Genomic DNA, 19,525 nt, shown 5'->3' on the forward strand with positions numbered 1-19,525 from the left:
CCCACACCCGCGGCGCCTCTCGCCTCGGGGCGCCCGGCAGTGTAGACATGGGCACATGGCCCGACTATTGGGTCGATCCCGGACTCGGTCGACCCCTCGCCCCGAAGGGCCGCGCGAGCGGACCGGGCGCGCGGCGATCCTGAGGTCGGCGCTGAGCGGACGCAGCGTCGCGGGCCAGGTGTTCCTCCTGCAGGTCGTGATCGTGCTGCTGCTGGTCGTCTCCGCGGTGGTGGCGCTGGTGCTGCAGGTACGGCACGACAGCACGCAGGAGGCCCGCAACCGCTCACTGGCCGTCGCCGAGACCTTCGCCAACTCGCCCGGCACCCGCGAGGCACTGAGCAGCGCCGACCCCACGGCGGCACTGCAGACGCGGGCCGAGGCCGCCCGCAGGGCGTCCGGTGTGGACTTCATCGTCGTGATGAACACCGACGGGATCCGCTACACGCACCCCGAGCCGGACCGGATCGGCAAGAACTTCGTCGGGAACATCTCCCCCGCCCAGCATGGCCGCACCAGCGTCGAGGAGATCGACGGCACCATCGGACAGCTGGTGCAGGCCGTGGTTCCCGTCAAGGAACCCGACGGCAAGGTCGTGGGGCTGGTGTCGGCCGGCATCACGACGGCGAACGTGGGCGGCGTCGCCAACCGGCAGCTGCCCATCGTCCTGGCCGCCGCGGCCGCGGCGCTCGCCCTGGCCACCGCGGGGACGGCCCTCGTGAGCAGACGGCTGCTGCGCCAGACCCGCGGCCTCGGCCCGTACGAGATGACCCGGATGTACGAGCACCACGACGCGGTGCTGCACGCCGTCCGGGAGGGAGTGATCATCGCCGGCGGAGAGGGCCGGCTGCTGCTCGCCAACGACGAGGCGCAGCGGCTGCTGGATCTGCCCCACGACGCCGAGGGACGGCACGTCCTCGATCTCGGCCTCGACCCGGACACCGCCGCCCTGCTGTCGTCGGGACGCGTCGTCACCGACGAGGTGCACCTGGTCGGGGACCGGCTGCTGGCCATCAACCAGCGGCCCACGGACCTCCAGGGCGGGCCGCCCGGCAGCGTCGCGACGTTGCGCGACTCGACCGAGCTGCGGGCGCTGTCCGGCCGGGCCGAGGTGGCACGGGAGCGGCTGAAGCTGCTGTACGACATCGGGGTGGGTATCGGTACGAGCCTGGACGTGACCCGCACAGCCGAGGCGCTGGCCGAGGTGGCCGTGCCGCGGTTCGCGGACTTCGTCACGGTGGACCTGGCCGACTCGGTGCTGCACGGTGAGGATCCGGAGGCGGGAACCGACGTGCGCCGTACGGCGTTCAGCGGCATCCGCGACAACGCTCCCCTGTACCCGGTGGGCGAGCACATCCGGTTCGTCGCCACCTCGCCGCAGGCCCACAGCCTCCGCACCGGTGAGGCCGTCGTCGAGCCCGAGCTGGAGGAGGCCCCCGGCTGGCTGGCCCAGGACCTGCGGCGCACCAGCCAGGTCGTGGAGTACGGCATCCACTCGCTGATCACCGTTCCGCTGCGGGTGGGCCCGCTGGCGATGGGCGTGGTCAACTTCTGGCGTTCCGAGAAGCCGGAGCCGTTCGACGAGGAGGAGCTCGCCCTCGCCGAGGAACTGGTCGCGCGGGCCGCCGTCTCCATCGACAACGCGCGCCGCTACACACGCGAGCACAACATGGCGGTGACACTCCAGCGCAGCCTGCTGCCGCGCAGCCTGCCCGAGCAGAGCGCCCTGGACATCGCCTACCGCTACCTCCCGGCGCAGGCCGGGGTGGGCGGCGACTGGTTCGACGTCCTGCCGCTGTCCGGCGCCCGTGTCGCCGTGGTCGTGGGCGACGTCGTGGGCCACGGGCTGCACGCCGCCGCCACGATGGGCCGGCTGCGTACCGCCGTCCACAACTTCTCCTCCCTGGATCTGCCGCCCGACGAGATCCTCTGTCTGCTCGACGAGCTCGTCGCCCGCATCGACCTGGACGAGGCCACGGAGGAGAGCAGCGCCGCGATCACGGGCGCGACCTGCCTGTACGCCATCTACGACCCGGCCTCCCGGCTGTGCACCGTCGCCCGCGCCGGACATCCGCCGCCCGCGCTGGTCCGGCCCGACGGCAGTGTCGAGTTCCCTGATGTGCCGGCCGGTCCCCCGCTGGGGCTGGGCGGCCTGCCGTTCGACACGGCCGAGCTCAAGCTGGAGGAGGGCAGCCGTCTGGTGCTGTACACGGACGGGCTCGTCGAGGACCGGGACCGGGACATCGACGTCGGCCTGGAGCTGCTGCGCACCGCCCTCACCGGGACCGGCCGCCGCTCCCCGGAGGACACCTGCCGGGCCGTGCTCGACGCCCTGCTGCCCGCCCGGCCCAGCGACGACATCGCCCTGATCGTCGCCGACACGCGGGTGCTCGACGCCGACCACATCGCCGAGTGGGAGGTCCCGTCCGATCCGGTGGCCGTCGGCGAGGTCCGCGCGGCCGTCTCCCGTCAGCTCGCGGAGTGGGATCTCGACGAGCTGGCGTTCAGCACCGAGCTGATCCTGAGCGAGCTGGTCACCAACGCGCTCCGCTACGGCAGCGGCCCCATCCAGGTCCGCGTACTGCGCGACCACAGCCTGATCTGCGAGGTCTTCGACGGCAGCAGCACCTCGCCCCGGCTGCGCTTCGCGGCCGGCACGGACGAGGGCGGGCGCGGCCTGTTCCTGGTCGCCCAGCTCGCCGAACGCTGGGGTACGCGCTATACGCCCGCCGGCAAGGTGATCTGGGCCGAGCAGCCCCTGCCCTGAGCCCGCGACCAGCGGGCGGACGGCCCCCTGGACCGCCCGTGGTCCGGTCTCACGGCACCCCCTGTCGGCGACCGGGGTCCCCCGACGAGACGAATCCGGCGGATCCGGCTCCAATGGAGAGTGACGGCACACCACCGGCACGACAGCGCCGCCGAGCCCGCGTGGTCCTGCGGCGGTGCGATGGAGGTCCGCGATGCCCACTGCTCTGCGGCTGTTGCCCGCCCTCTCCGCCGAACACCGCGAACGGCTGATGACCGTGGCCCAGGAGGTCTCCTTCCCCGCGGACGGAAAGATCTTCGAGGCGGGGGGAACCGCGGACCGTTTCTGGGTGATCCGCTCGGGAACCGTCTCGCTGTACCAACAGGTCGTCGGGGAGCGGCGCATCTCCGTGGCCACGCTGGGACCGGGCGATCTGCTCGGCTGGTCCTGGCTCTTCCCACCCCACCACTGGGACTTCGGCGCGGAGGCGTTCAGTCCGGTACGCGCCTACGAGTTCGACGCCGGGGAAGTGCTCGGACTCTGCGCGAAGGATCCGGCGCTGGAGCTGTCGCTGACCCGGACGATCGCGGCGATCCTCGCCCACCGGCTCGAAACGACGCGGGCGGCCCTCATCGAGCACTACGCGCGCCATGGAGGCGGCGGCCTGCGATGAGACGGGATTCCCCCGGGCTGCGGTAGGAATCAGGGGTGAACGAGAACCCGGCCCCCGCGCACCCCGCGTCCACGAACCCCGCCGCCACTACCGCCACTACCGCCGCTTCCGCGGACCCCGCCGCCGCGAACCCCTATTCCACGGACCCCGGCGCCGCGAACCCCGCCTCCTTCGAGCTGCTGCCCGGCGCCATCGCCTCCCCCGTCGTCCTGCACGTCCCGCACTCGTCGCGGCGCATACCGCTGCCGGTGCGCGCGGGCATCACGCTCGACGATCCGGCGCTGGAACGCGAGTTGGACCACATCACGGACGCGCACACCGCGGAGCTCGCCGAGCAGGCGTCGCGGGCGGCCGGTGTCACTCCGTGGCGGTTCGTCAACCGTCTGTCCCGTCTCGTGGTCGATCCAGAGCGCTTCCCCGACGAACGGGAGGAGATGCGGGCCGTCGGAATGGGCGCGGTCTACACCCGCACCACACACGGCGCCCCGCTGCGGCCGGCCGACGCCGACCCGGCGCAGCTGATCGAGCGCTGCTACCGCCCGTACGCCGAGGCGATGACCGCCGCCGTGGCCGACCGGCTGGCCGTCACCGGGCGGGCCGTGGTGATCGACGTCCATTCGTATCCGACGGCCCGGCTGCCGTACGAACTGCACGGCGGGGGACCACGTCCACCGATCTGCCTGGGCACCGACGTCTTCCACACACCCGCCGCGCTGGTGGAGCGGGCGAGGGAGGCGTTCGAGGGCATCGGGACCGTGGGGATCGACAGCCCGTTCTCCGGCGCCTACGTGCCGCTGCGCTTCCACGGCAGGGATCCGCGGGTCACCTCCCTCATGGTGGAGATCCGGCGGGACACGTACATGAGCGAGCCCGGCGGCCCGGCCGGTCCCGGTCTCGGGCGCCTCGCCGCCGCGCTCGGGGCCCTGGTCGACGCCGTATCGAGGTAGTCGTACGGCGGGCCACCCCCTAGGGTCGGGGTAAGCAATCGCTTAGCCTTGGGCTCCGGGAGGGGACGGGATCATGCCGGTCGTCGACGCGTGGATGCAGCACCCCACGGTCCGCCACGCCAACCACGAGATGTTCGCGTCGCTCCGCCGCTGGACGGGCATGGAGCTCCTGGAGGAGCCCCTTCCGGTCGAGGTCACCGTGGCGGCGCTGGCCGCGGCCGACGTCGAGATCGGGTTGTCCGCGGCCTGGTACGGGCCGCAGGGCCCGCTCGTGAGCAACGACGAGGTCGCCGACTTCGTCGCCAGGTCGCACGGACGGCTGCGCGGGGTCGCGGGGGCGGATCTGGCGAAGCCGGTCACGGCCGTGCGCGAACTGCGCCGGGCCGTCGAGGAGTTGGGCTTCGTGGCGCTGCGGATCGTGCCGTGGCTGTGGCAGCTGCCGCCCACCGACCGGCTCTACTATCCGTTGTACGCGGCCTGCGTCGATCTCGGCGTCCCGTTCTGCACCCAGGTCGGACACACCGGGCCGCTGCGCCCCTCGGAGACCGGCCGGCCCATCCCGTACATCGACCAGGTCGCACTGGACTTCCCCGAACTCACCATCGTCTGCGGGCACATCGGCTACCCCTGGACCACCGAGATGATCGCGGTCGCCGACAAGCACGCGGGCGTGTACATCGACACCAGCGCCTACACCACGCGTCGCTACCCGCCCGAACTGGTCGCCTACCTCCGCGGCCGGGGGCGGCACAAGGTCCTCTTCGGCAGCAACTACCCCATGATCACGCCGAGTCGGGCGCTGGAACACCTCGCCGAGCTTGACCTCGACGAGGAGACCACCGAGCTGTTCCTCTCGGGCAACGCCCGGCGCGTCTTCCGCCTCGGCGATCAGTCGTAGATGCTGGGAGCAGGTACACGTTCGACTCCGAGGTGAGGGCAGCCCGCCGATGGCTTTGCAGATCAGCGCCACCAACCCGGAGCACCCCGCGCTCCTGCTCGAACTGCCCTGGCAGCTGCCTCTGGAGGAATGGCCCGAGCACCACCTGGTCCCGCTGCCGCGGGGCATCTCACGGCACGTGGTGCGCTACGCGCGCGCCGGGAGCGAGGTGGTGGCGGTCAAGGAGCTCGCCGAGCGGCCCGCCCTGCGCGAGTACGAGATGCTGCGCGGCCTGGACCGGCTCGCCATCCCGGCGGTGGACCCGCTCGCCGTGGTCACCGGGCGCACCGACGCCGACGGCGGGCCGCTGGAGTCCGTCCTCATCACCCGGCACCTGGGCGGCTCGATGCCCTACCGGTCGATGTTCGAGACGACCATGAGGCCCGCGACCATGCACCGGCTGATGGACGCGCTGGCCGTACTCCTGGTGCGACTGCATCTGGCCGGGTTCGCCTGGGGCGACTGCTCGCTGTCCAACACCCTCTTCCGCCGCGACGCCGGAGCGTACGCGGCGTATCTGGTGGACGCCGAGACCGGCGAGCTGCACCCCCGGCTGAGCGACGGGCAGCGGGAGTACGACCTCGATCTCGCCCGCGTCAACATCAGCGGCGAGCTGCTGGACCTGGAGGCGGCCGGGGCGCTGCACCCCTCCGTCGACCCGATCGACTTCGGCAGGGAGATCTGCGCGCGCCACCGGAGCCTGTGGGAGGAGCTGACCCGGACCTCCGTGTACCCGGCGGGCAAGCACCACTACATCGACCGCCGCATCCGGCGCCTCAACGACCTCGGCTTCGACGTCGCGGAGATGCAGATCGCGCACTCCTCGAACGGGGACACGGTCACCTTCGTCCCCAAGGTCGTCGACGCGGGTCACCACCAGCGCCAGTTGCTGCGGCTGACCGGTCTCGACGCGGAGGAGAACCAGGCGCGCCGGCTGCTGAACGACCTGGAGAGCTGGATGGCCACCCAGGAGGACTACGCCCCGGGCGACGCTTCCGCGAACCGGTCGTCCCGGCCGGGCGGTGAGTACCCGCGGGCCGCGCGCCCCGAGGTGCTCGCCCACCGCTGGGTGCGCGACGTCTTCCGGCCCACCGTCCGCGCCGTACCGCCGGACCTGCGCGGCTCCATGGACCCCGCGGAGATCTATCACGAGCTGCTCGAACACCGTTGGTACCTGTCCGAGCACGCCCAGCACGACATCGGACTGGACACGGCCGTCGAGGACTACGTCACCACCATCCTCCCCAAGGTCCGGGAGTCCCTGCTGCCACAACCGGAGGGCCCCGCCGAGCCCGCGTGAGGCGGTTGCAGAGCGAACGCGACCGTTCATACATACGATTGAGCGAGGACCGGTCGTTCCGCGTCGTACGGCGTGCGTGCGGCCGGGACGGCATCGACCTGCTCGGGGTGGGAGACGTATGGCACAGGCCGCCGGTACAGCGCGGACCGTCATTCTGACCGTGGATGACGATCCCGGGGTGTCGCGTGCCGTGGCGCGCGACCTCAGGCGCCGCTACGGCGAGTCGCACCGGATCGTGCGGGCGGAGTCCGGGGACACCGCACTGGAGGCGCTGCGGGAGCTGAAGCTGCGCGGCGACCAGGTGGCGGTGATCCTGGCCGACTACCGGATGCCGCAGATGAACGGCATCGAGTTCCTGGAGCAGGCCCTCGACGTGTACCCCGGCGCGCGCCGGGTGCTGCTGACCGCCTACGCGGACACGAACGCGGCGATCGACGCGATCAACGTGATCGATCTGGACCACTATCTCCTCAAGCCGTGGGACCCGCCGGAGGAGAAGCTCTATCCGGTGCTGGACGATCTGCTGGACGCCTGGCGGGCGAGCGACTTCCGGCCCGTACCGACCTGCAAGGTGGTCGGGCACCGGTGGTCGGCGCGCTCCTCGGACGTACGGGAGTTCCTTGCCCGCAACCAGGTGCCGTACCGCTGGTACTCGTCGGACACGCCGGAGGGGCAGCGGCTGCTCTCCGCGGCCGGTCAGGACGGGGAGCGGCTGCCGCTGGTGATCACGCCGGACGGCACGCCGCTCGTCGAGCCGGAGGACCCGGACCTCGCGGCGCAGGTCGGGCTGGCCACGACCCCGACGGAGGAGTTCTACGACCTGGTCGTCATCGGCGGTGGTCCGGCCGGACTGGGGGCCGCCGTGTACGGCGCGTCCGAGGGCCTGCGGACCGTCCTCGTGGAACGGTCGGCGACCGGCGGCCAGGCCGGACAGAGCTCGCGCATCGAGAACTATCTCGGCTTCCCCGACGGGGTGTCCGGCTCCCAGCTCACCGGGCGGGCCCGCCGGCAGGCGGCGAAGTTCGGCGCCGAGATCCTCACCGCCCGGGAGGTGACGGGCCTCGAGGTCACCGGTGCCTCGCGCGTGATCCGCTTCTCCGACGGCTCCGCGATCGCCGCGCACGCGGTGATCCTGGCGACCGGTGTCTCGTACCGGCAGCTGGAGGCGCCCGGCCTGGCGGACCTGACGGGCTGCGGGGTCTTCTACGGCTCGGCGTTGACCGAGGCGGCTTCCTGCCAGGGACACGACGTGTACATCGTGGGCGGGGCGAACTCGGCCGGACAGGCCGCCATGTACCTGTCGCGTGGCGCCAAGTCGGTCACCCTGCTCGTCCGGGGTCAGTCGCTGACCGCGTCGATGTCGCACTACCTGGTCCAGCAGATCGAGGAGGCCCCCAACATCTCGGTGCGTACCGGCACGGTCGTCGAGGCCGCGCACGGCACGGACCATCTGGAGCAGCTCACCCTGCGGGACGTGACGAGCGGGCACACCGAACTCGTCGACGCCCAGTGGATGTTCGTGTTCATCGGCGCGGCCCCCCTCACCGGCTGGCTGGAGGGTACGGTGCTGAGGGACACACGCGGATTCATCATGGCGGGCCCCGACATGACCGTCGACGGGCAGCCGCCCAAGGGCTGGGAGCTGGACCGGCCGCCGTATCACCTGGAGACCAATGTGCCCGGTGTGTTCGTGGCCGGGGACGCGCGTGCGGAGTCCGCGAAGCGGGTCGCTTCCGCGGTCGGAGAAGGAGCCATGGCCGTCATGCTCGTCCACCGTTATCTGGAGCAGTCGTGAGCCCGCGGCCGTTGCCCTGCGACAAGAGCGAGCTCGGCACCCTGTTCCTGTTCGAGAAGCTGGACCAGGACCAGTTGGAGCGACTGTGCCGCGAAGGCCGGGTGGAGCAGTTCGACGCCGGTCCGGTCTACACCGAGGGTGACGAGGCCACCTGTTTCTACGTGCTGCTGGAAGGGACCGTCGTGATGTCGCGCCGGGTCGGCGCCGACGACGTGGAGATCAGCCGCAGCTCCCAGCGCGGGGTGTACGCGGGGGCCATGCAGGCGTATCTGAACGGACCGGACCAGACGTTCTACAAGGGGTCGATGAGGGTCACCGTGCCCTCCCGCTTCTTCGTCCTGCCCGCCGCGACCTTCGCCGCGGTCCTGCGGGACTGGTTCCCGATGGCCGTCCATCTGCTCGAAGGGCTCTTCTTCGGCAGCCAGAACACGCAGCGGACCATCGGCCAGCGCGAGCGGCTGCTCGCCCTCGGCTCGCTGTCGGCCGGGCTGACGCACGAGCTCAACAACCCGGCCGCGGCGGCGGTACGGGCCACTTCCACCCTGCGGGACCGAGTGGCCCACATGCGGCACAAGCTCGGCGCCATCGCCGCGGGCCCGTACGCCCGCGACACCCTGGAGACGCTCATCGAGATCCAGGAGCGCACCGCCGAACGGGTGGCCAAGGCAACGCCGTTGAGTCCGCTCGAGGCCTCCGACCGGGAGGATTCGCTCGGTGACTGGCTGGAGGACCACGACATCGCCGGGGGCTGGCAGCTCGCGCCGACGTTCGTGCAGGCGGGGCTCGACACGGACTGGCTGGACCAGGTCGCCGCGGCCGTGGACGAGGACACCCTCGAAGGCGCCGTACGGTGGTTGAACTACACCGTGGAGACCGAGCTCCTCATGACCGAGATCGAGGAGTCCACGACCCGTATCTCGCACCTGGTGGACGCGGCCAAGCAGTACTCGCAGATCGACCGCGCGCCGTACCAGGTCGTCGATGTGCACGAACTCCTGGACAGCACGCTGCTGATGCTCGCCGGAAAGTTGGGTCCCGGCATCAAGGTGACCAAGAATTACGACCGCACGGCGCCGAGGATCCCGGCCTATCCGGGCGAGTTGAACCAGGTGTGGACGAACCTCATCGACAACGCCGCCTCGGCGATGGAGGGCGAGGGCACGCTGACGGTGCGCACCGCGCACGATCACGACCAGCTGCTCGTCGAGTTCCGGGACACCGGGCCCGGGGTGCCGGCCGAGATCCGCGACCGCATCTTCGACCCGTTCTTCACCACCAAACCGGTGGGTGAGGGCACGGGGCTCGGACTGGACATCTCCTGGCGGATCGTCGCCAACAAGCATCACGGGAGCCTGTCGGTGCAGTCCGTCCCCGGTGACACCCGTTTCCAGGTCCGTCTGCCGCTGACCGCGGCGGACACCGAAACGTCCGAGGAGGCGTCATGACCCTGCCCGCCGGAATCGACCCGTCCGTCCCGCCGAGCGGTGCGGGCTGCGGTGACTGCGACGCCGTCGACGGCTGGTGGTTCCATCTGCGGCGGTGCGCGCAGTGCGGTCACATCGGCTGCTGCGACGACTCACCGTCGAAGCACGCCACCGCCCACGCGCAGAGCACCGGACATCCCATCATCCGCAGTTACGAGCCCGGCGAGACGTGGTTCTGGAACTTCGAGACGAACGAGATGTACGAGACGGGCCCCGATCTCGCCGCCCCCGAATGCCACCCCCTGGACCAGCCCACGCCGGGCCCCGCGGGACGCGTGCCCGCGAACTGGGCGGACACGCTGCGCTGACGGGGCCGTGCCCGGCCGGAGTGAAGTGGCGGTCGGGCACCGACGGTTCACGCCCGCCCGGATCCAGGGGTGACGCCATGCCGCGGACGGCTGCGAGTCGGCCGCACAGTGAGGTGCGGCCCGCTACGAGCGAGGTGGGGGCGGACGTGGCTGAGGGCCTTGCGTTGGAGTCGCTGCGGGTCGGTGACCTTGTGGAGATCAGCCTGGCGATGACCACCACCCTGATCGCTGCAACTCCCTCTGCCCGACGTAGTGACTCCAGCAGCCGCATCAGCTCGGACCGAGACAAGGCCATCGCGCGCTCCTCCGGTTGAACTCCCCGTTCAACCGGGAGACTTGCGCGATGGCCTGCCCTTGTTCAGGGGGCGTGCAACGCCGGCGGATGCACGCCCCGGTCAGGCACCCGCGCGTTCCGGGACCCTGCCCGGCCACACCGCTTCATGGGACGCGATCCTCGCGACGCTGCTGAGCCACGGAAAGGTCCGCGAGGTGGCTCAGGCCTGCGACCAGGCCGACGCTGACACGGTGGTCTTCGTACCCACCTTGACCGAGCGACAACAGCGCACGCTGACAACCATGCTCGGCCGCCCGGCTGTGAGTCTTTCCGACATCCTCGCTGCCGACCGGCCCCTGCTCTGAATGGGCTCGTGAAGCAGGCCAGCCGCTGGCCGTACCTGGCGGCAGGCGGCAGGCGGCAGGCGGCAGGCGGCACTGGGAACCCCGGTCTCCCTCCGTGGGCACGCACTGCCCCGCACACCCGCCGACCGCTCCGACCGCGGTCGGGCAGGTGCACGGAGGAAAAAAGTCAGACGGTGGTGTCCGCCTTGCCGGGGTCGCTCGGGTGCGACTCAAGAGGGGTGACGACGGACGTCATCCATGACCACAGCGGCAAGGTGCTCAGGATCCTGTCACGCAACTCGGCCTCGTCGTTGGCCCGCCACAGGGCGATGCTGCGCATCTCACCCACCGGACGCCAGATCCGGACCAGGTGGCCGGAGGCGATCAACTCGACGGCCCGGGCGGCCTCCGCGGCGCGACGGCGGTCGACCTCGGCCGTCTCGGTTCCGTCGGGAATGTTGGTGGTGACCTCGATCAGGAACTCTTTCACAAGCCAGCCTTTCTCTGATGCTGCGAAAAGACACCGCGGCCTAAGCCGTGGTGGGTCGGGTGCGATAGAAATCGGCCGCGGTGAACGTGGCGGGCACGCCCAGTTCGGCGGCGACCGCTTTGACGGCCGTCTCGGCGGTGGCGAGGTCCGCCTGACCGTCGATACCGAACGACGGGGCGATGAACCTCTCGTAGTGCGCCCGGACTTCCTCTTCCGTGTGTCCGTTGAGGAATGCCTGGAGATACCTGACCGTGGTGTCGGGCTCGTCCCGGATCACCCGTAGCGCGCGCCGGTGGGCCAGCACGACGGCCTGGACCGCGGGGTCCTCCGGATCGGTGTAGGTCGGGTCGACGGACACACCGACGGTCGGGACCTGGAAGAGGTCACCGGCGAAGGCCAGCACCCGCCAGCCGTTCTCGGCGGCCACGGCTTCGGGTACCAGGGTGTCGCCCACCACCGCGGCGTCGATCGTGCCCTCGCGAAGCCTGCGCAGGTCCATGCCGTAGTCGCCGGGTGCACGGACGATGGTCTCGACATCGCGGTCCGGGTCCAGTCCGGCCTGGCGCAGCATGATGCGGGTGAAGCAGCCGGGCCCGGTGTGGCGCGGATGCACGGCCAGACGCTTCCCGGCCAGGTCGGCCAGCGAGTCCAGACCGGGCCGGGCGAGGAACCAGAACTGGGGCCGCTGGGTGTTCACATTGAGCGCGACCCATGGGATGCCGCCGACCAGCCGGGACAGCAGTGTCCGGCCCAGGCCGATGACGGCCCCGCGGCGCAGCCGCTCCGGATCCCAGATCGAGCCGTCCCGCAGGGCGACGTGGACACCGGCGTCGGCGTAGAAGTCCTGCTGGTCCGCGATGTAGGTGACCAGCTCCTCGTGGGGACCGCGCCCCACGTAGGCGAGATCGATCGTGTGCATGAGCGCCTTCCTCAGAGGTGGCTGCGTCCTGTAGGCGGTCCGCCCGCCGGTCGCATCCGGGCGGGCCGGCGGAGGTGTGTCCAGGACGGGGGTGTCGTTGCAAGGACGCCCTGTCGCGACCCGGCCGGAATGATGCTGCTTGTGTGGAATGCGTCACATGTCCGCTGTGCGGATGTAGGTGGCCCGGCGGGCCGGCCGCCGACCGTGCGGGGCGCTGGAAACCCGGGAGCTTCGGGGTGCCGAAGGATCTCCCGCACGGCAGGACAAAGGCGGCAGAACGGGCCAATCCCCGAGGGTCTGCGTGATCGGCAGCACTGTACACGCCGTCGCCGGTGCGGCTGGACATGCGAGCGAAACTCCCGCCGAGCGGCGGATTCCTTGATCGACCCCCGTTGGCCGAGGTCTCTTCGCGACTCCTCCGGGCTCGGCCGGGGTCTCGTCACTCTCCGGTGATGCGTCAGCAATTCGACTCCAAGTTGCCGTCAGGTGCGGCGATCTGGCGAGACGTCAGGCATGTGCGCCAGCCCTTCGGTCCGGTCGTCGGCGTCCCGGCGCCAGGGCCCCGGGGCGAAAGGGTCCTCCCAGGAAGTCCCCAGGCGAGTCTTGACGCCGACGAACACCCTACCTATGGTCGTTCCAAATGCTGGCGCGAGTTCGAGATAATGAACACGGGTGGTCAAGGATGACTCAGCAGGTGCGGGCTCTGGCAGGAACGCGGGTGATCGACGCCGCAACGATGGTTGCGGGCCCGCTGGGCGCGTCGATCCTGGCTGACTTCGGTGCCGACGTGGTCAAGGTGGAGCCCATCGCAGGGGACGAGTCCCGTACGTTCGGCCCCGGCCGGGACGGTATGAGCGGTGTCTACGCCGGGGTCAACCGGAACAAGCGGGCGATCGCACTCGATCTGCGCACGGAAGAGGGCCGGGAACTCTTCCACGAGCTGTGCGCCGGCGCCGACGTGCTGATCGAGAACATGCTGCCCACGGTGCGCGCCAAGTTCGGCCTGACCGCCGAGGAGCTCCGCGAGCGCCACCCCCACCTGATCTGCCTGAACGTGAGCGGCTACGGTGACAGCGGCCCGTCGGCCGGCCGGCCCGCGCTGGATCCCGTCGCCCAGGCCCTCACCGGCATGATCCAGGGCACCGGGGACGCCGACGGCCGCGGCATCAAGGCCGGTCCGCCGGTCGCCGACAGCTCGGCCGGATACCTTGTCGCCGTCGCGGCCCTGGTCTCACTCTTCGCCAGGCAGAAGACCGGAGCCGGCCAGAACGGCTCGGTGTCGCTGGTGGCCTCGCTGTTCCACCTTCAGTCACCGTGGCTGGGCCAGTACATGCTGGCCGACTACGTGGCACCGCGCGTCGGCAACGCGAGCAACTTCTACGCGCCGTACAACGCGTACGCGACACGCGACGGCGGGGCCGTCCACATCGTCGCCTTCAACGACCGGCACTTCGAGCGGTTCGTGAAAGCGGCCGGCGCCGAGCACCTGCTCGACGACGAGCGGTTCACGAACGCGGCGAGCCGGCTGGCCCACCGCGAAGAACTCGACGTGGTGCTCGCTCCCTGGTTCGCCGAGCGCGACCGGGACGACATCGTCACGCTGCTCACCGACCAGAACATCATCTGCGCCCCGGTCCTCGCGTACGACGAGGCCGTGGATCACCCCCAGATCCGCGCGCTCGAGATGGTCGTCGGCTTGGAGAGCGAGGCACTCGGCGAGGTCCGGGTGCCGGGCCTGCCGATCAAGCTGTCGGACACTCCGGGCCGTGTGGAGCGTCCGCCGACCGCCCTGGGCGAGCACACCGCCGAGCTTCTCAAGGAGCTCGGACACAACGACCAAGACATCGCACGGCTGCTGGCCGCGCGCGTCGTCCGCTGAACACACAACGTTCTGAGACGGGAGCATCACATGAAGGTTGGTATCAGGATCCCCGGTGCCGGTCCCTGGGCCGGACCGGACGCGATCAGCGAGGTCTCCCGCTACGCGGAGAAGATCGGCTTCGACTCGCTGTGGATGACTGACCACGTGGCCCTGCCCACGAAGGTGGAGACGGCCTACCCGTACACCGCAGACGGCAAGTTCCTCTGGGCGCCCGAAACCCCCTACCTGGACTGCCTCACGGCGCTGACCTGGGCCGCGGCCGCGACGGAGAGAGTCGAGCTGGGCACGTCCTGCCTGATCCTGCCGTGGCGCCCGCTGGTGCAGACGTCGAAGACGCTCGTGAGCATCGACGTCCTGTCCAAGGGCCGGCTGTCCGTCGCCATCGGCGTCGGCTGGATGAAGGAGCAGTTCGAGGCGCTGGGCGCGCCCTTCAAGGACCGCGGCCGCCGGGTGACCGAGATGGTCAAGGCCATGCGCCAGATGTGGACCGAGGACGAGGTCTCCTGGGACGGCGACTTCTACAACCTGCACGACTTCATGATGTTCCCCAAGCCCGTGCGGGGCACGATCCCGGTCTGGTTCGCCGGCTACAGCGAGGCGTCGCTGCGCCGTATCGCCGCGATCGGTGACGGCTGGCACCCGCTGGCCGTGGGCCCGGAGGACTACGCCGGCTACCTCTCCACGCTGAAGTCGTACGTGGCGGAGGCCGGCCGCGACATGAGCGAGATCACGCTCACCGCGCGCCCGCTGCGCACGGCGCCTTACAACGCCGAGACGATCGAGGCGTACGGCGACCTCGGTGTCACGCACTTCATCTGCGACACCTCGTTCGAGCACGCCACGCTCGACTCCGCGATGGAGGAGCTGCAGGCCCTCGCCGAGGCGGTCCTGCCGACCGCGCACCGCCTCCCCTGAGGCCCGAACGAAAGAGAGCCGATCATGCGTGCACTGACCTCCAGTGTTCCGCTGGTCCTAGGTGACCAGCTCACGGACGCCTCCAACGGAGCCACGTTCGAGACCGTCAACCCCGCCGACGGCAGCGTCATAGCGAAGGTCGCCGAGGCGACCGTGGACGACGTCGCCCGCGCCGTCGAGGCCGCGCGAGCCGGCGCCAAGGCATGGCAGCGGATGCGCCCCTCGCAGCGCACCCGTCTGATGCTGCGCTACGCGGCGCTCATCGAAGCGAACAAGGAGCAGCTCGCCGAGCTGCAGAGCCGCGACATGGGAAAGCCGATCCGCGAGTCTGCGAAGATCGACCTGCCGGTCATGGTCGAGACCGTCGAGTACTTCGCCGGCCTGGTGACCAAGATCGAGGGACGGACGACCCCCGCCCCCGGCCGCTTCCTGAACTACACGGTGCGCGAGCCGATCGGTGTGGTCGGTGCGATCACCCCGTGGAACTTCCCCGCCGTGCAGTCGATCTGGAAGATCGCGCCGGCGCTGGCCATGGGCAACTCCATCGTCCTGAAGCCGGCGCAGCTCGCGCCCCTCGTGCCGGTGGCGCTGGGTGAGCTGGCCCTGGAGGCCGGCATCCCCCCCGGTGTCGTGAACGTCCTGCCGGGCCGCGGCTCGGTGGCGGGCAACGCGCTGGTCCAGCACCCGGGCGTCGGCAAGATCACTTTCACCGGTTCGACCGAGATCGGCCAGGAGATCGGCCGGATGGCGGCGGACCGCCTGATCACCACCTCCCTGGAGCTGGGCGGGAAGTCGGCGCTGGTCGCGTTCGCGGACGCGTCCCCGAAGGCGGTCGCCGACGTGGTCTTCGCGGCCATGTACGGCAACCAGGGTGAGACCTGCACCGCGCCCAGCCGGCTCCTGGTCGAGCGTCCGATCTACGACGAGGTCGTGGAGCTGGTCAAGGCACGGGTCGACGCGGCCCGGGTCGGCGACCCGCTCGACCCCGAGACGGAGATCGGCCCACTGGTCAACGCGGCGCAGCGCGACTCGGTTCACTCCTATGTGGTGTCGGGTGCCGCGGAGGGCGCTCGTCTGCTGGCGGGCAGCACCGAGGCTCCGGCGGACGGTCCGGGCTTCTTCTACCAGCCGGCGCTGTTCGCGGACGTGGCCCCGGACATGCGGATCGCCCGCGAGGAGATCTTCGGTCCCGTCCTCGGTGTGCTGCCGTTCGAGGGCGAGGAGCAGGCGATCGAGCTGGCGAACGACACGATCTACGGCCTCGCGGCCGGCGTGTTCACCCGGGACGTCGGCCGGGCCCTGCGCTTCGCGGGGACGCTGGACGCCGGGAACGTGTGGATCAACAGCTGGGGCGTGCTCAACCCGGCCTCGCCGTACCGCGGGTTCCGCCAGAGCGGCTACGGCAGTGACCTCGGTCGCAGCGCGATCGAGAGCTTCACGAAGGAGAAGAGCGTATGGGCACGTCTGGACTAGCGCCGCAGGGCGCCGACGTCCCGGTCGTCGCCCGACTGCGCGAGCTGCGGGGCCTCGCCCGGTGGTCACCCGCCGCGGACTACTCGATCGTCCAGGACGCGCTCTTCGCGCAGGATCCGGACGCGGTGGCCGTGCTCACGGCCGGACCGCAGGAAGTCGGCGAGATCACGTTCGGCGAGGTCCAGGAGGCCGCGCTGCGGATCGGTGACGTACTGCGGGCGCAGGGCGTCGCTCCGGGCGACCGGGTCGCGCTCTACCTCGACCCCTCGCCGGCCGCGGCGGAGGTGGTCTTCGGAGTGCTGGCCGCCGGGGCGGTGCTGCTGCCGATCCCGCGGCTCATGGCCGGCGGCTCGGTCTCGCACCGCCTGAGCGACTCGGGGGCGAAGGTGCTCGTCACCGACGGGCTGGGCCTTGAACGGCTGCGCTCGACGGGCTGCGACATCGAGGGCCGTGCGGTACTGACGGTCGACGGTTCCGAGGGGAAGGGGATCGCCGGGCGGAAGGTCGACGACCACTCCGACGCACCGTGGCCGGCCGGTCCGACGCACCCCGCCCTGCTGATGTACACCTCGGGCACCAGCGGTCCGCCCAAGGGCATCCTGCACGGCCACCAGGTGCTGCTCGGCCATGCCGGAGTGGACTACGCCTTCGAGTTGTTCCAGCCCGGGGACGTCTACTACGGGACGGCCGACTGGGGGTGGATCGGTGGCCTCATGCTGGGGCTCCTCGTCCCGTGGTCGTTCGGCGTCCCGGTCGTCGCGCAGCGGCAGACGCGTTTCGATGCCGATGCCACGCTGGACCTGTTCGCGCGGTGCGGCGTCACGACCGCCTTCCTGCCGCCCTCCGTCCTGCGCCTGTTGCAGGCGAACGGCCGGGCGCCGGAGCGCAGGCTGCGTGCCGTCGTCACCGGCGGTGAGGCGGCGGGGCGTTCGGAGATGGCGTGGTCCCGGCTGCACCTGTCGCAGGCCGTGAACAAGGCGTACGGCCAGACCGAGGCGAACGGTCTCATCGGTGATTCGGCGGTGCTGGCCTCCGTCGACGACGACACGATGGGCGCCCCCTACCCGGGCCACACCATCGCGTTGCTCGGCGAGGACGGCCGGGAGGTCGCCCACGGTGAGGTCGGCGAGATCGCCCTGCGGCTTCCCGACCCGGTCGCGCTGCTGGGGATCTGGGATGCGAAGACGGAGGGCCCGGTGCCTCCGGCCGGCGAATGGCACCGGACCAACGACCTGGCCAGGCGTGCTCATGGACAGCGCCTGGAGTACCTGGGCCGCGCGGACGACGTCATCAAGAGCCGCGGCTACCGGATCGGCCCCTCGGAGATCGAGGACGCCCTGGTGAACCACCCGTTGGTGGCCGAGGCCGCCGCGGTCGGCATCCCGGACGACAGCATCGGCCAGCGGGTGAAGGTCTTCCTGCGGTTCACCGGCGGCGAGCCCGGCGGCGAGGTCGGGGAGGCGCTCCGCGCGGAGCTGTGCGACCTGGTGGCCGCCACGGTCGGGCCGCACGCCAGACCCCGTGAGTTCGAGGTGGTCTCGTCCCTGCCGAGGACGGAGACCGGGAAGCTCCTGCGGCGCGCCCTCGCTCCGGCCCCGCACTGACCGGCCCGCTCCGGCGGCACTGCCGCCCGAGAGGGCGCCCCGGCGGCGTCCGTACCCGGACGGGACCTACAGACACACATCGCGTACGCACACACGTCACGTACAGACACACATCACGAGAGGGACCACCTATGCGTAGATTCTGGCATGTCGGTCTCAATGTCACCGACATGGACCGCACCATCGAGTTCTACCGGCTCGTGGGCTTCGAGGTCGTGCAGGACAAGGAGCTCGAAGACGCCAACCTCGCGCGGGCGTTCATGATCGAGGAGGGCAGCAAACTGCGCTTCGCGCACATGCGCCTGAACAACTCGCCCGACGAGGCGATGCTCGACATCATCGAGTGGCGCGACGTGCCGGTGACCCGCGAGCGGTCCATCGCCGACACCGTCAACCCCGGCCTGTGCCGCTTCTCGATCCTCACGGACGACATCCAGGGCGAGTACGACCGCCTGAGCGACGCGGGCGTCACGTTCCTGCACACCCCGCAGACCGTCATGGCCCCCGACGGGGTGAACGGATGGAAGATCCTGTTCGCGGCGGACCCCGACGGTACGCTGTTCCACTTTGTCGAGTTGGTAGGGGACTCAGCCAAGCACTGAGGCTTCCCTGACCGGAAAGCAGGAGACGTGGCGAAGGAGCCTTCCGAGTCCGGCGGCGTGGTCGTCGACGACGATGCCGAGCAGTCAGCCGGGGTTCTCGTGCCGGCGGTGTCGCGCACGGTACGGGTACTCGACCACCTGGTCCGGCACGTCGACGGGGGGACGGTCACCGAACTCGCCAAATCGTGCGGGCTGGCCAAGAGCACGGCGTCCAACCTGATCCGGACGATGGTCAGCGAAGGACTCATCGAGTACGACTCCGACACCCGGCGTTACAACCTGGGACCGCTGCTCGTCGAGTACGGCGTGGCGGCGGTCACCAGGACCACCCCGGTCGCCGAGGCGCGGCCGTTCATGGAGCGGCTGGCCGAGCGGACCGAACTGGCGTGCCTCGCGATCTCGCCGATGCCCGACGGGCACTTCACCGCGATCGCGAAGATCGAGAGCCGCAAGGACATCAAGATCACCATCGAGATCGGCTCCCGGTTCGACCGGGACGCGCCGCTGCTCAGCCGGCTGACGGACGCGTGGCGTGACGTCGTGCCGGCCGCGGACGACGACGCGCGCCGCGAGGAAGTGCGCTCCCGCGGTTTCGGAGTCGTCTTCGGGGAGTACGCCCCCGAGCTGAACGTCATGGGTTTCCCCGTCTTCGACCGTGACGGGCAGCCCTGCCTCGTGATCAGCCTGCTCGGCATGGGAACGGATCTCACGCCGCAGGACATCGACGAGTTGGCCCCCTACCTGGTCACCGCCGCGCGTGCCATCACGGTGCGCAGCGGCGGCCGGGTACCGGCCGACTACCCCGAGGCCGGCCCGGAGCGATCCGCCGGCTGAC

17 protein-coding genes are annotated in these 19,525 nt (G+C 70.7%); 15 read left to right on the forward strand and 2 right to left on the reverse strand.

Annotated features, from left to right (window positions below; translation table 11 throughout):
* Positions 1-55 precede the first annotated feature (55 nt).
* From ACFVTC_RS21035 to ACFVTC_RS21075, 9 genes are all read left to right on the forward strand, one after another.
* Positions 56-2,764, forward strand: coding sequence for a SpoIIE family protein phosphatase (locus ACFVTC_RS21035; protein WP_390129089.1), 2,709 nt, complete (start codon positions 56-58; stop codon positions 2,762-2,764).
* Between the two features lie 193 nt (positions 2,765-2,957).
* Positions 2,958-3,416, forward strand: a complete 459-nt coding sequence (locus ACFVTC_RS21040; RefSeq protein ID WP_168531703.1) for a Crp/Fnr family transcriptional regulator — start codon at positions 2,958-2,960, stop codon at positions 3,414-3,416.
* A gap of 176 nt (positions 3,417-3,592) precedes the next feature.
* A complete protein-coding gene (locus ACFVTC_RS21045; RefSeq protein ID WP_390129339.1) occupies positions 3,593-4,363 on the forward strand; it encodes an N-formylglutamate amidohydrolase in 771 nt (256 codons plus the stop codon).
* A 73-nt stretch (positions 4,364-4,436) separates the two neighbouring features.
* Positions 4,437-5,261, forward strand: coding sequence for an amidohydrolase family protein (locus ACFVTC_RS21050; protein WP_390129092.1), 825 nt, complete (start codon positions 4,437-4,439; stop codon positions 5,259-5,261).
* A 49-nt stretch (positions 5,262-5,310) separates the two neighbouring features.
* Positions 5,311-6,600, forward strand: coding sequence for a DUF4032 domain-containing protein (locus ACFVTC_RS21055; protein ID WP_390129094.1), 1,290 nt, complete (start codon positions 5,311-5,313; stop codon positions 6,598-6,600).
* Between the two features lie 118 nt (positions 6,601-6,718).
* Positions 6,719-8,395, forward strand: a complete 1,677-nt coding sequence (locus ACFVTC_RS21060; RefSeq protein WP_390129096.1) for an FAD-dependent oxidoreductase — start codon at positions 6,719-6,721, stop codon at positions 8,393-8,395.
* The gene (locus ACFVTC_RS21065) at positions 8,392-9,840 is read left to right on the forward strand and encodes an ATP-binding protein (protein ID WP_390129098.1); all 1,449 of its coding nucleotides are present in this window, start codon (positions 8,392-8,394) and stop codon (positions 9,838-9,840) included. The genes ACFVTC_RS21060 and ACFVTC_RS21065 overlap by 4 nt, the downstream gene beginning before the upstream one ends.
* Entirely contained in the window at positions 9,837-10,187 is a 351-nt protein-coding gene (locus tag ACFVTC_RS21070) for a UBP-type zinc finger domain-containing protein (protein ID WP_356017417.1), read from the forward strand. Before ACFVTC_RS21065 ends, ACFVTC_RS21070 begins: the two co-directional genes overlap by 4 nt.
* A 336-nt stretch (positions 10,188-10,523) precedes the next feature.
* The gene (locus ACFVTC_RS21075; protein ID WP_390129100.1) at positions 10,524-10,826 is read left to right on the forward strand and encodes a hypothetical protein; all 303 of its coding nucleotides are present in this window, start codon (positions 10,524-10,526) and stop codon (positions 10,824-10,826) included.
* 166 nt (positions 10,827-10,992) lie between these two features.
* Here the strand turns inward: ACFVTC_RS21075 and ACFVTC_RS21080 are convergent, their stop codons facing one another.
* On the reverse strand, positions 10,993-11,295 hold the full coding sequence (locus ACFVTC_RS21080) for a muconolactone Delta-isomerase family protein (protein ID WP_153287013.1): 303 nt from the start codon (positions 11,293-11,295) through the stop codon (positions 10,993-10,995).
* A gap of 40 nt (positions 11,296-11,335) precedes the next feature.
* The gene (locus ACFVTC_RS21085) at positions 11,336-12,214 is read right to left on the reverse strand and encodes an ABC transporter substrate-binding protein (RefSeq protein ID WP_390129102.1); all 879 of its coding nucleotides are present in this window, start codon (positions 12,212-12,214) and stop codon (positions 11,336-11,338) included.
* A gap of 682 nt (positions 12,215-12,896) precedes the next feature.
* Here ACFVTC_RS21085 and ACFVTC_RS21090 point away from each other — a divergent pair.
* From ACFVTC_RS21090 to ACFVTC_RS21115, 6 genes are all read left to right on the forward strand, one after another.
* On the forward strand, positions 12,897-14,093 hold the full coding sequence (locus ACFVTC_RS21090) for a CaiB/BaiF CoA transferase family protein (protein WP_390129104.1): 1,197 nt from the start codon (positions 12,897-12,899) through the stop codon (positions 14,091-14,093).
* Positions 14,094-14,123: 30 nt separating this feature from the next.
* Entirely contained in the window at positions 14,124-15,011 is an 888-nt protein-coding gene (locus ACFVTC_RS21095) for a TIGR03619 family F420-dependent LLM class oxidoreductase (RefSeq protein WP_390129106.1), read from the forward strand.
* A 24-nt stretch (positions 15,012-15,035) separates the two neighbouring features.
* Complete coding sequence (locus ACFVTC_RS21100) at positions 15,036-16,484, forward strand: aldehyde dehydrogenase family protein (protein ID WP_390129108.1); 1,449 nt, start codon at positions 15,036-15,038, stop codon at positions 16,482-16,484.
* Entirely contained in the window at positions 16,466-18,088 is a 1,623-nt protein-coding gene (locus ACFVTC_RS21105) for an AMP-binding protein (protein ID WP_390129110.1), read from the forward strand. The genes ACFVTC_RS21100 and ACFVTC_RS21105 overlap by 19 nt, the downstream gene beginning before the upstream one ends.
* Positions 18,089-18,219: 131 nt before the next feature.
* Complete coding sequence (locus ACFVTC_RS21110; RefSeq protein WP_390129111.1) at positions 18,220-18,690, forward strand: VOC family protein; 471 nt, start codon at positions 18,220-18,222, stop codon at positions 18,688-18,690.
* A 27-nt stretch (positions 18,691-18,717) separates the two neighbouring features.
* Positions 18,718-19,524 carry an IclR family transcriptional regulator gene (locus ACFVTC_RS21115; RefSeq protein ID WP_390129113.1) on the forward strand — a complete coding sequence of 269 codons (807 nt, stop codon included), beginning with the start codon at positions 18,718-18,720 and terminating at the stop codon, positions 19,522-19,524.
* The last annotated feature ends 1 nt before the right edge of the window (position 19,525 follow it).

Origin of the sequence: Streptomyces sp. NPDC057950, assembly GCF_042887295.1 — a bacterium.
Classification (GTDB): Bacteria; Actinomycetota; Actinomycetes; order Streptomycetales; family Streptomycetaceae; genus Streptomyces; species Streptomyces kaempferi.

What these genes read in the sequence shown, in the direction of transcription:
- ACFVTC_RS21035 (WP_390129089.1), top strand. Translation starts at nt 56, where the DNA reads ATGGCCCGACTATTGGGTCGATCCCGGACTCGGTCGACCCCTCGCCCC.
- ACFVTC_RS21040 (WP_168531703.1), top strand. Translation starts at nt 2,958, where the DNA reads ATGCCCACTGCTCTGCGGCTGTTGCCCGCCCTCTCCGCCGAACACCGC.
- ACFVTC_RS21050 (WP_390129092.1), top strand. Translation starts at nt 4,437, where the DNA reads ATGCCGGTCGTCGACGCGTGGATGCAGCACCCCACGGTCCGCCACGCC.
- ACFVTC_RS21055 (WP_390129094.1), top strand. Translation starts at nt 5,311, where the DNA reads ATGGCTTTGCAGATCAGCGCCACCAACCCGGAGCACCCCGCGCTCCTG.
- ACFVTC_RS21060 (WP_390129096.1), top strand. Translation starts at nt 6,719, where the DNA reads ATGGCACAGGCCGCCGGTACAGCGCGGACCGTCATTCTGACCGTGGAT.
- ACFVTC_RS21070 (WP_356017417.1), top strand. Translation starts at nt 9,837, where the DNA reads ATGACCCTGCCCGCCGGAATCGACCCGTCCGTCCCGCCGAGCGGTGCG.
- ACFVTC_RS21085 (WP_390129102.1), bottom strand. Translation starts at nt 12,214, where the DNA reads ATGCACACGATCGATCTCGCCTACGTGGGGCGCGGTCCCCACGAGGAG.
- ACFVTC_RS21090 (WP_390129104.1), top strand. Translation starts at nt 12,897, where the DNA reads ATGACTCAGCAGGTGCGGGCTCTGGCAGGAACGCGGGTGATCGACGCC.
- ACFVTC_RS21095 (WP_390129106.1), top strand. Translation starts at nt 14,124, where the DNA reads ATGAAGGTTGGTATCAGGATCCCCGGTGCCGGTCCCTGGGCCGGACCG.
- ACFVTC_RS21100 (WP_390129108.1), top strand. Translation starts at nt 15,036, where the DNA reads ATGCGTGCACTGACCTCCAGTGTTCCGCTGGTCCTAGGTGACCAGCTC.
- ACFVTC_RS21105 (WP_390129110.1), top strand. Translation starts at nt 16,466, where the DNA reads ATGGGCACGTCTGGACTAGCGCCGCAGGGCGCCGACGTCCCGGTCGTC.
- ACFVTC_RS21110 (WP_390129111.1), top strand. Translation starts at nt 18,220, where the DNA reads ATGCGTAGATTCTGGCATGTCGGTCTCAATGTCACCGACATGGACCGC.